General features: G+C 37.6%; 12 protein-coding genes. 7 read left to right on the top strand and 5 right to left on the bottom strand.

Annotated features, from left to right (window positions below):
• On the top strand, window positions 1-97 hold a 97-nt coding region (locus M3600_RS25860; RefSeq protein WP_251646543.1), incomplete at its 5' end, for an IS3 family transposase.
• Between the two features lie 136 nt (window positions 98-233).
• On the top strand, window positions 234-533 hold the full coding sequence (locus tag M3600_RS25855; RefSeq protein WP_233313702.1) for an iron-sulfur cluster assembly accessory protein: 300 nt from the start codon (window positions 234-236) through the stop codon (window positions 531-533).
• 25 nt (window positions 534-558) lie between these two features.
• Here the strand turns inward: M3600_RS25855 and M3600_RS25850 are convergent, their stop codons facing one another.
• Window positions 559-1,128 (bottom strand): thioredoxin family protein, encoded by a 570-nt coding sequence (locus M3600_RS25850; RefSeq protein WP_237941504.1) that lies wholly within the window; start codon window positions 1,126-1,128, stop codon window positions 559-561.
• A gap of 413 nt (window positions 1,129-1,541) precedes the next feature.
• Between M3600_RS25850 and ppc the strand changes: the two genes are divergently transcribed.
• Window positions 1,542-4,301 carry a phosphoenolpyruvate carboxylase gene (ppc, locus tag M3600_RS25845; RefSeq protein ID WP_251648078.1) on the top strand — a complete coding sequence of 920 codons (2,760 nt, stop codon included), beginning with the start codon at window positions 1,542-1,544 and terminating at the stop codon, window positions 4,299-4,301.
• A gap of 54 nt (window positions 4,302-4,355) precedes the next feature.
• Here the strand turns inward: ppc and M3600_RS25840 are convergent, their stop codons facing one another.
• On the bottom strand, window positions 4,356-5,135 hold the full coding sequence (locus tag M3600_RS25840; RefSeq protein ID WP_233313705.1) for an alpha/beta fold hydrolase: 780 nt from the start codon (window positions 5,133-5,135) through the stop codon (window positions 4,356-4,358).
• Between the two features lie 239 nt (window positions 5,136-5,374).
• Complete coding sequence (locus tag M3600_RS25835; RefSeq protein WP_233313706.1) at window positions 5,375-5,695, bottom strand: thioredoxin family protein; 321 nt, start codon at window positions 5,693-5,695, stop codon at window positions 5,375-5,377.
• Between the two features lie 169 nt (window positions 5,696-5,864).
• Here M3600_RS25835 and M3600_RS25830 point away from each other — a divergent pair, with 169 nt between their 5' ends.
• The gene (locus M3600_RS25830) at window positions 5,865-6,647 is read left to right on the top strand and encodes a CAP domain-containing protein (RefSeq protein WP_233313707.1); all 783 of its coding nucleotides are present in this window, start codon (window positions 5,865-5,867) and stop codon (window positions 6,645-6,647) included.
• A gap of 217 nt (window positions 6,648-6,864) precedes the next feature.
• Window positions 6,865-7,299, top strand: a complete 435-nt coding sequence (locus M3600_RS25825; RefSeq protein WP_251648077.1) for a hypothetical protein — start codon at window positions 6,865-6,867, stop codon at window positions 7,297-7,299.
• Between the two features lie 42 nt (window positions 7,300-7,341).
• On the opposite strand, the gene M3600_RS25820 is transcribed toward M3600_RS25825, so the two are convergent.
• Window positions 7,342-8,133, bottom strand: coding sequence for an HAD family hydrolase (locus M3600_RS25820; protein ID WP_233313709.1), 792 nt, complete (start codon window positions 8,131-8,133; stop codon window positions 7,342-7,344).
• A gap of 112 nt (window positions 8,134-8,245) precedes the next feature.
• Entirely contained in the window at window positions 8,246-9,205 is a 960-nt protein-coding gene (locus tag M3600_RS25815; protein WP_237941501.1) for a MerR family transcriptional regulator, read from the bottom strand.
• Window positions 9,206-9,449: 244 nt separating this feature from the next.
• Here M3600_RS25815 and M3600_RS25810 point away from each other — a divergent pair, with 244 nt between their 5' ends.
• Both M3600_RS25810 and M3600_RS25805 read left to right on the top strand, forming a co-directional pair.
• Complete coding sequence (locus M3600_RS25810) at window positions 9,450-10,577, top strand: metallophosphoesterase (protein ID WP_233313711.1); 1,128 nt, start codon at window positions 9,450-9,452, stop codon at window positions 10,575-10,577.
• Between the two features lie 79 nt (window positions 10,578-10,656).
• On the top strand, window positions 10,657-11,661 hold the full coding sequence (locus tag M3600_RS25805; protein ID WP_233313712.1) for an LLM class flavin-dependent oxidoreductase: 1,005 nt from the start codon (window positions 10,657-10,659) through the stop codon (window positions 11,659-11,661).
• Window positions 11,662-11,709 lie beyond the last annotated feature (48 nt).

Here is an 11,709-nt window from a genome sequence, read left to right as displayed (position 1 = left end):
GTACATCCATTACTATAACAACGATCGAATTAAACAAAAACTGGCCGGCATGAGTCCGGTAAAATTCCGAACTCATGCCAGCCAATTAGCTGTGTAATAAAAACTCTAACTTTAAGGGGTCACTACCGTATGCCAGGCTGTTTTTTTATATGTCAGTACCGATTGTTTGCAAACAGCTGTTTAGAGGACTACAATAGAGGCGTACAATACATTCGAAAGATGGAGGCAATACAATGAAAGTTAAAGTAAACAGACATGCAGCGAAAGTCATGAAACAAATGCTGAGCAAAGCGGATGAAGGTGAAATGCTGCGTGTATACATAACAGAACATCATGGAAACCATGCTCATTATGATCTTAAGCTGGACAAGCAGACAGAAAATGATGAAGTGGTAGAATCAGATAAAGAAGTTGCGGTCCTTTTAGATACACGAGACAGTGAGTTCTTAGACGGTATCTGGATTCAATATTTCCATATGCCAGAGCCAGGTTTTGTTATTTACAATCCTAACAAAGAAATGCATAGTCATTAAAAAAACGGGGGGGAACCCCGTTTTTTTATTTCTTATCTAAGGATGATAGGCTTTGAATCAGGTCATCTTTAATGATTGTCCACCACTCACGATTGTTGATAAATTGCTGAACCATTTCCTTTATGAATGCTTTAAAAGCAGCGTCATAGTCTGGAGAGTCTTTAGCAGGCACGTCTTTTTTCAGGACATCCACTTCTTTTTGAATAATTTCTGCTCTAGGTCCCCATCTGCCGATTAACTCATCATTTTCATCGAGGAAGATGATAATTGGAATCGAGCGTGCAGTTCCATTTGTCAAAAATTGATCCATTAATTCCAAATTATCATCTCTGATTAAAAATCTTGTCTCGATTAACGCTTCATTAGCTAAGCGCAAAAAGATAGGCACATTGACCATGGCATCCCCGCACCAATCTGCACTAAGAATTATAGCCTTCATTCCTTTTGATTGCAGACCCTGCAGATTTTTCATATCTTGTGCTGGTACAGAGAATTCATTATAAACCTTTAAAAGATTCTCTTTATTCACCTGCATGCTGGATATGTACTGATGAGAAGACATTCCTTTATCAAACCAAACTTTAAGATTACTCAATTTAACACTTCCTGTTCTAATTATATTGGCTGAGCATAAGTTAATTTTACTAAAAATAAGACCAAGATAGTAATTATTAGCATTGCATCTGTAAGAAACTTATTTACTAATGAAAAAGATTCCTTTAAAGAAGGAAAAACACTCCCCGAACAAGAATTATTGGTATAAGACAAATTGATGTGCAAATAATGTAATGAAAGGTATAATACAAAAAATGGTGAAGTTTGAAAACGGTTAACTAAGAAATTATTCCCACTTTCCGTGTGATCTATACAAAAATTAGATTAATTTTATTAAACTAATCTTTTCTATCTATTAATACTTGCGAATTCTTAATGAATTTTTGAAAGAATAGTGATAGGATTAAGATATCGAATCGATAAATATTATTTAGATTAAGGGATGGTAATCTAATGACAACAAGACTAAAAGTTAACGAAAGCAGTTCATCCTTACGCAGGGATGTTAAGCGACTAGGAATCATACTTGGTGAAGTGCTTGTGCATCATGGCGGGCAAGAACTTTTGCAAAAAGTCGAAACAATCCGTAAATTAGCGAAGGAACTGCGCAACAATTATAATGATGGTACATATCAAGAACTGAAAAAAGAAATGGAAAACCTAGAAAGACCGATGAGAAGGCAGGTTATCCGTGCATTCTCTAAATACTTCCACTTAGTGAACGTGGCAGAGCTTAATCACCGTATCAGAAGAAGAAGAGAATATCAGCTGCAGGAAAATAATCTTGTTCAGCCTGCATCAATTGAAAGTGCCATTCAGGCATTTAAGAGTAAAAACCTGACTGAGGATGCTATTCAAAATGTCCTTGATACTTTATCATTGGAGCTGATTATTACAGCGCATCCGACGGAGTCGACAAAGCGGTCTATTCTTGAAATTCAGAAGAGAATCGCAAACCTTCTGAAACAGCTTGATAATCCAATGCTTACAAGAAAAGAGCGTAAGCAAATTGATCAGGAGCTGTTTGAGGAAATTACGATTATGTGGCAAACAGATGAGCTCCGTTTAACGAGACCGACAGTAATGGATGAGGTTCGAAATGGTTTATATTATTTCGATCAGACATTGTTTGATGTATTGCCAGAGATTCATCAAGAAGTACAGGATGCTCTTCATGAGAATTATCCTACGTACAACTGGAATGTGCCGAACTTCCTGACATTCGGTTCATGGATTGGCGGAGACCGAGATGGAAATCCAAACGTAACTCCAGAAGTGACATGGCAAACACTTCATAAGCAAAATAAGCTTGTTCTTAAAAAATATACGGATGCAGTCATTGAGTTAATGAAAAGATTCAGCCATTCTACGAACAGAATCAAAGTAAGCTCGAAGCTGATTCAATCAATCGTGGAAGAGGAACAGCTGTACTTAGATGAAGACACTAAATGGGCTGTTGAAACAGAAGTATATCGCAGAAAGTTTGCAGTCATTATTGAGCGACTGAAAGCTACTGGGAAATCAGAGAAAGGCTACACTGACTCTGAAGAACTGCTGAAAGATTTAATCTTAATTCAGGACAGCTTTGTGATCCACCAGCCGAAGGATCATGAACAAAAAGACTTACAGAAATTAATTCGCCAAGTGCGTTTATTCGGCTTCCACCTTGCGACATTAGATATTCGCAATCACAGTGGTGAGCATGAAGCAGCTATTTCGGAAATTCTGAAAAAAGTAGGAATTGCCGAGGATTACAGCAGCCTTGATGAAGAGAGCAAAATGAATATCCTTGAGTCTGTTTTGAAGGACCCGAGACCGATTTTGTTATTAAATGAGGATTATTCTGCACAAACACAGGAAATGATTAAAACTTTCCAGATGATTCGCAATGCTCACAAAAAATTCGGCAAGCGGTCAATCACAGTCTATCTTATCAGTATGACTCAATCTGCCAGCGATTTGCTTGAAGTGCTCGTTCTTGCAAAAGAAGCAGGAATCTACCGTCTTCATGCAGATGGTACAGTGGAAAGCCATTTAAATGTGGCACCGCTTCTTGAAACAATCGATGATTTAGTGGCAGGTCCTGATATTATGCAAACACTGTTTGAACTGCCTGTTTACAAAAATCATTTAATCCAGCATGAGAACCAGCAGGAAATTATGCTTGGTTATTCTGACGGAAGTAAAGACGGCGGAACATTGACTGCCAACTGGAAGCTGTATAAAGCCCAAAGAGAAATTCATGAAATGGCAAGCAGATATAAAATCGGCCTTAAGTTCTTCCATGGTCGCGGTGGTTCTCTCGGCAGGGGTGGCGGTCCGCTGAACAAGAGTATCTTGTCCCAGCCGGCTGAGACACTTGGAGATGGTGTGAAAATTACAGAACAAGGGGAAGTATTATCTTCTCGCTACTTGTTGGAAGACATTGCCTTCCGCAGTCTCGAGCAAGCTATTTCGACCTTGCTGAAAGCTTTTGCGCATATCTCTAATAATGAGCTAGATCAAACGGAAAAAGACAAATGGGAAACAGCGATGGAAGACATTTCTGCGATCTCGTTGAAAAAATATCAGTCATTAGTGTTCTTTGATGATGATTTTATGACATATTTTAAAGAAGCAACACCTTTGAATGAGATTGGCAACTTGAAAATAGGGTCAAGACCGATGAGTCGAAAAAGCAAGCAAACATTTGAAGATTTACGCGCCATTCCATGGGTATTTGCTTGGACGCAAAGCCGCCAGCTATTGCCGGCATGGTATGCAGCGGGAACTGGTCTTCATGAATTCGCAGATAGTAACACAAGCAACATCGGTATCTTAAAAGAAATGTACCAAAAATGGCCATTCTTCCGTTCCACAATCGATAATTTGCAAATGGCATTAATGAAAGCAGACTTAACAACAGCAAGAGAATATTCATCACTTGTTGAAGATGAGTCAATTGGCACAAGAATTTATGAAAACATTAAAGAAGAATATAATAAGACAAAAGCCATTTTGCTTGAAATTTCTGGAGAGGAAGAGCTATTGGATCATACACCAACGATTCAGGAATCTGTCTATAGAAGAAACCCGTATGTAGACCCACTGAATTTCTTCCAAGTAGAGCTAATTAAACAGCTGCGTGATCAAGAAACACCAGATCCAGAGCTGCTGAATCAAGTGCTGCTTACAATCAATGGAATTGCTGCTGGCTTGCGTAATACAGGCTGATATAATAAAAACGCTCAGATTTTTCTGAGCGTTTTTTTGTGTATATCAAAGCTGTTACTTTATTGGTATTACGTCTTGCGGCAAAGCATCCTCCTGTATCCATTTTTCAATCATTTGATTAAAGAAAGTAGGATATAACAGGGATACTCCGTGACCGACGTCTCGGATAATGATCCCAGTACAATTTGAATTATTTAATACTATATCTGTTGCTGATTTTTTCATTACTGCCTTTTCTCTTTCACCAACAGAAACTAATATTTTGCTCTTTGCTTTTTTGAAATTTTCAGGGATTTCAAATGACATATTTTCTTCTAATATTCTAACAAGAGCATCTGATTTCATTTGAGAAATTTCCTTATAATAGGTTGCAAAGTACTCTTTATCAATGTAAAGTGCTTTCGCTTGAAGCTTTGCAAAAGATTGATTTCTAACTAAAGGAAAGGTTAATTTTATCGTAGGTTTAATCATCCTTTTAACAAAAGAATTAGGTCTTACTAATGCACTGTTTATGACCGCATAATGAATTAAATTAGGTTTCATACTTAACATTTGTATCGTTACCTGTGCACCTAGGGAAAATCCAATCACGATTATTTTTTTACCATTCGCGATTTTTTCTATCAAGTCATTTATTTTTTCTGCACTTGTTTGAATGGAAAAATTCAACTCACAATCGTTCTCCCCATGTTCTGGCAAGTCAATTGTCAGGCAATGATAATGACTGAAATATGGAGTTTGTTTATCCCACATCCAGCTACTTACTCCACCTCCGTGCAAAAATACCATCAATGAAGCGTTCTTATCCCCATACTCTTGGTAACGTAAACACAAAAAGCTCACCTCACTTTTTTCTGTTTGATCCTATTAAGTAAACGGTGTTGCCTCGTTGAAAAACAGTTCCATCATTATTAACTATATTTTAGATAAAAAAACAATTCTTTTCTTTTATAATTGGCTAAAGTTTAAAAGACAACAAAAAGGAGACACCAATCACTGTTTGAATGTGTGTCTCCAATTATGCTGTTATTTAGTAGCAAACTCGTTTGCACTTTGCTGTTTCTTAATTTAACTTATTTTTTAAATGGAGCTAAAAACTCTTCCACTTGCTCTGGTGTTTTTGCGTTAGCGCTGTGCAAATGGCCGATTTTTTCACCGTCTTTGAAGACAAGCAGACTTGGAATACCCATAACATCATACTTTTCTGCTAGTTCAGGCAGTTCGTCTTTATTGAGGCTGAACCATTTTTTGTCTGCATTTTCCTCGATGATCTCCCCAATGAACATATCCATTCTTGTGCAGTCAGGGCACCAAGTCGTGAAAAATTTAACAATATTTGTTTCGCCATTATTGATAATCTCGTTGAATTCCTCTGTTGTACTGATTTGTTTCATGATACACCTCTTAGCAATATTTTATACTAGCCACAAAAGCTACTAACGCCATTATACACTAAATATTAAATATTTCCTGTTTGCAGAACTGAAATTATTTACACAAAAATACCATCTGTATTTCTCCTGTAAATTGAGAAACTAAAAATAAAAAGAAAGGAGAATTCCAATGCTAAAAAATACTTTAAAAACAGTTTTAACAATGAGTATGGCTGTAGGTATGCTTGCAGCTTGTAGTCCAGACCCTGATGATATGGATACTACCAACAATATTAACGAAACAGGCCAGATTTCGAACCTGAAAACGGACACAAACAGCAACCGTTATCCACATACACAACCGATTAAGATTCAGGATGCGAAATATGAGTTCAGAATAGTGAATCGCGGTGCCGTGCCGAATGGAAATGCAAATGGAAACACAAATGCTAATACAAATAATGCAACTGCGAATCAAAAGACTCAAAATCCGACTACAAATAACATCCAACAATCACAGCCAGCGCCTGCCCAGCCTGCACCAGCACAACCGTCAGCTAAAAAGGCAGCTGAAATTGCCGGTGAAAATAAAGGCTCTAGTGAATACGTGGACGCTGTTATTAGCTTAACAAATAAAGAAAGACAAAAAGCTGGACTATCTGCGCTAACAGCGTATCCGGAATTAAATGATGTAGCCAATGTAAAAGCACAAGATATGAATGAAAAAGGCTATTTTTCTCATACAAGTCCGACATATGGATCACCATTCGACATGATGAGAGATTTTGGCATCAAGTATAAGTCAGCTGGTGAAAACATTGCCCAAGGACAAAGAACACCAGAAGAAGTCGTTAACGCATGGATGAACAGTGAGGGACACCGTGCTAATATTCTCAGCAAAGATTTCAGTCATATAGGTGTAGGTTTTGAAGAAACTGGTCATGAATGGGTTCAAATGTTTGTAAAAAAATAAGTGCAATGAATTAAAAAAGGGACATCTTCATTGGGAGATGTCCTTTATAATCAATATTTTTGATATCTTCCACTTGAATTAATACTGTCAGCTATACTATAGTATAAAAATATGACGTGACGATAATTTTTTGTCATAAATGTTGCCTAAGTGTAATATAATAAAAAGTATGTGTAAAATGGCAATGTGTCAGTTGATTGTAAAGAGGAGGATACAAATGGCTGCTACGAAAATTAATATTGCACCAGTAGAGAACAAATACATAAAACTAAACATGTCCGTTTCGGATATGGATAAGGAAAAGCTAGTAGATTTGGGAGATTCCTTTTTGCTGAAAATGAACAAGAAGAGCAAGAGCGGAAATGAATTGTATTTTTCCGTGTTATTTGCCAAAAAAATGATGAATAAGCCTTCTAGAACGTCGAATCCATCAGTAGCCATCACGAAAACAAAAAATTTAATTACAGTTGAACTTACCGTTATGCTTGAACTTGATTCAATTGCGCATAATGAAGGATTCTATTGGATTAAAACAGAAAATGCAGCATCTCCTGCATTTGAACTTTCCTATAAAATGAATGAAAGCTATTACGATAAAAAGGCAACGAATGTAATGGCTGAAAATGAAACGGAAACAGAGCAAGTTGACTAAAAAAGAGCGATACCTTGTATTTCGGGTATCGCTCTTTTTTGCTTATTCTTCTATGAGACCAAGCGTTTTTAAGCCATTATAAATACCAGAATCACTTACAGAGGTAGTGGTATGTTTTGCATAAGCAAACAGCTTTTCATGAGCATTACCCATGGCAAAGCCTTCGCCAACAACTGACAGCATTTCTTTATCGTTCATGCCATCACCAAAAGCAATCGCGTTCTTCGCATCGATATTCAGCCTTTTTAATACGGTACTAATGGCCATTCCTTTATTTACTTTGTCACTGATTACATCATAGGAGTGGCGAAAACCTTCGATATTCACTTGGGATAAATGAATCTCAGGGAAACCTTCATACAGATGAATATCCTCTTCGTTCAAGTTCATGACCGTAATGCCTAATATATTTGCTTTTTCATCTTCCGTGTACTGCTTATTGCTTCTTAAATGGAATTTCTTGCAGAATTGCTTTGTTACTTCACTGTCTGGATTAGAGAGGAGATTATGGCTGCTTGTGTAAAGCACAAGCTCATTGTTTTTTTCAGCAGCGATTTTTATGTATAAGTCCACTAAATTTGGATCCATTGGGCTTTTCACAATGTCTTGCCCGTCGTAAATAGCTAAAGCGCCATTATAGCCGATGAAAGAATTAATTTTTAATATTTCTCCTATATCTGCTATTTCATGTAGCGGTCTGCCTGTTGCCAAGAATATTTCAAGTCCTTTTTCCTTCATCAGTTTGACTGCGGTTTTAGTTGACTCTTGCATCGTGTCATCAGGCTGCAGAATAGTGCCATCAATATCTAGAAATAATGCTTGGAAATTTGCCATTATGTCCTCCAGTTGTCAATTTTAGAAAATGCTCATATGAGAACATTCTAACATAAAGGCAAGAAATAGAAAAAGACCAGGAGGGCTCCTGATCTAAAAGTTACAGAGAACATTATTTATGCCAAATTTTCCACCATGTTTTTTTAGGAGGTTCGGCTACAGCCGTTTGTCTGAATGACTGGACAAGCTCCTGAAAGCTTTTTTCTCTGTCTTTAATATCCTTAGACATTTGCTCACGCTCTACTTGGATAGCCTCCATCAGCATCCGATCATTTTTATGAAGCTGCTCTACCGTTTTGTTGATTTCACTGTTTGATTTAGACAGATGATCCATCATTGCTTTAATTTCTTTAGTAGAGGTAGTTGCTGCTGTCCATTGCTTTGAATAGGTTTTTCTTTCTGCTTTTGAAATTTGCGACAGCTTTCTAATATTAGTTTTAATGGATTCATAGTCGTCCGTTGTTTTTTGTGTGCTTGTATGTACGATTTCTGCGATATGCTCCATCTCTTCTTTGGCAGCATCCTTGTGGTCAGCAAGTGCACTTGACAGTTTTTCAATCGTTTCTGTTTTGCCTGCTTGTATTTCTGTTGAGATTGTTTCAAGCACCTCTTGTTTAATGCCGTTGCGTATTTCTTGCTTCACTTCATGAAGAAAATCCTGTTTATATGTTTCTAAAGACGAGAGCAATACTTGAAGCTGATTATCATCCTCTGTATTTCTGTCTATTTTCGTTATTAAATCATCATTATGAATGATTTGAATCTCATTAGCAGCAGCTTCTTCTAAGACAGGTGGTGTCATTTCTTTAGTTGCCACGTCTTGTTCTTGCTTTGCTTCCTTAGGCTGAAGAATCATACTTAGTGTTTTTTTAACTTCTGTCGTATTTCGCTTTTCAGCATAAAGATTCTTTACTTCCAGCAGTAGGGAAAGCTCTTTGTCTGTATAAAAACGTGCTCCGTTTTTTGTACGAGGAATAACTAGCAGCTCTTTAAATTTATTTTCCCATTGCTTTAATGTTTTCGGACTTGTCGTCAGCTTTTGAGATGCTTCATGAATAGAATAAATGTTCATATTATACACTCCTTAAGGTAGGTTGAATAGAAAAAAAGATAAATTTATAAATGGCTATGCTTACCAATTACATAGTGCAGTGCTAATTTCCTGCAAGAAGACAAAAGCTATCAAAACCTCTTAATAGTAGACATATTTCAGCAAGCTTCAAACCTGCTCATAAAAGTGTATGGGTAGTTTTGGGCGTTTTGGAGAAGAATAAGGGAAATACCCTTAAAATGGGAGCATCCGAGGTGGTCAGCCTGTGAGAAGACGATTTATTCTTTTGACTCTGGTGTTCATGCTATTGCCATTTCACCATTCAGAGGCAGAGGAACTACATAATCCAATTAAAGCTAAATTGAAAATACTACAAACAACCGACATCCATGCAAATATTCTAGATTATGATTATAAAAATAATAACAGGACAATTGAGTATGGTTTAAGCAGAACAGCTTCTCTTATTCAAAAAATCAGGTCACAAAACGAAAATACCTTGTTATTTGATGTAGGCGATATGATAAAAGGAAATGCTTTAGCAGACTTTATCGCCAAAAGTCCATTTCTTCCTGTTACAGACATTCACCCTGCTTACAAAACAATGAATTTATTACAGTATGACGCAGCAACAGTGGGAAACCATGAGTTTAACTATGGACTGGATTTTTTATTAAAGACTGTTTCAGGAGCTGATTTCCCAGTAGTGAATGCGAATATTTATATTGACGATCATAATCAAATGGCAGAGGATGACCTGCATTTTTTTAATCCTTATACAATCATGCCATATCCCATCAAGACAGAGGCTGGAACAGTCGAAACAATCAATGTTGGTGTCATAGGCTTACTTACGCCCATTGCAGCCGAATGGGACAAGGAATACTTCAAAGATAATCTCATCATTAAGAATATGAGCGAAACAGCTGCAGAGATTGTACCAATAATGAAAAAAGCGGGAGCTGATATTATCATTGCCCTTGTTCATGCAGGTCTTCAATCAGATGATGCCTTAAAGGATAAACGAGGCAATAATGTGGTGGATGTCAGCAAGGTAGAAGGAATTGATGTTTTGTTGTACGGGCATTCTCACAGTCTGTTTCCGAAAAAGGGCGAAAAAAATATAGAGGGTATTAATCACCAAGCTGGAACGATTAATAAAAAGCCAGCGGTGCAAGCTGGTTTTTGGGGAAATCATTTAGGCATTATTGATTTATCATTGGAAAAACGGGACAGCGTTTGGAAAATTGCAGCATCGAAATCACAGGCGAAGCCGATTATTCGCATCATAAACGGCAAAAAGGTACCCGTTGTTTCACCGTATCAGCCAATTGAATATTTAATGGAGCCTTACCATCAAGAAACATTGGAGTATGTTAAAACCTTAAAGTAAGATACTGTAAGCAGGAAAATTGCTTCTCGGTAGGCAAACATACTATAGTGAAATAGAACGTAAAAGGAGGTCAGAAACGATGATGAAAACATTAAAAGATGCTAAATTTTCTGTCCTTGATTTATCGCCGATAACAGAAGGCAATACAGCAGCCGATGCCTTTCGAAACTCTTTAGACTTGGCTCAGCATGCAGAAAATTGGGGATATAACAGATATTGGGTTGCCGAGCATCACAGTATGCCAGGTATTGCCAGCAGTGCCACATCTGTCTTGATCGGATATCTTGCTGGAGGCACCAGCAAAATTCGCGTTGGAAGCGGAGGCATCATGCTGCCAAACCATGCACCACTAGTAATTGCCGAGCAGTTTGGGACATTAGAATCATTATATCCAAACAGAATTGATTTAGGGCTTGGACGTGCACCAGGGAGTGACCAGCTAACAGCAAATGCATTACGTCGAGGCGGGAAAGGTGATGGCAGTGATTTTCCGGAAATGTTAGAGGATTTAAGGAACTATTTAAAGCCTTACGAACAGACAGGCCTGCCTGTTCGGGCGATTCCTGGTGAGGGATTGAATATTCCGATTTGGCTCCTCGGCTCAAGCGGATTCAGTGCAAAATTGGCAGGGGAACTAGGTTTGCCTTTTGCTTTTGCAAGCCATTTTTCACCAGATTATACCATTCCTGCACTACAAATATACCACCAACATTTCAGACCATCGAAAGACTTAGAAAAACCTTATGTCATGGTTGGAGCGAATGTGATCATTTCAGAAACGGAAGAGAGAGCAAAATATTTATCTACCTCCTCTCAGCAGCAATTTTTAAGCTTAATCAGAGGCAGACCGACACAGCTGAAGCCGCCAGTTGATAACATGGATGAAGTTTGGAGTCCTTATGAAAAAAATGTCGTTCAGCAGCAATTAAAATCCTCTATTATAGGGACTCAAGAAACGGTTGCCCAAAAGCTTGAGGCATTTCTAAATGAAACACAAGCAAACGAAATTATCGTCAATACGGCCGTGTTTGATCATCAAGAAAGACTAGAATCCTTCCGACTATTGAAGGAAATTGTCATGTAGCATTTGCTGTCTTTAGGTTATTGCTTGACTATATACCCGGATATGATT

The organism is Niallia sp. MER 6 (genome assembly GCF_023714395.1).
Lineage (GTDB): Bacteria > Bacillota > Bacilli > Bacillales > Cytobacillaceae > Niallia.
The sequence above is the reverse complement of the archived record's forward strand: the minus strand, read 5'-3'. Positions and strand labels throughout refer to the sequence as shown.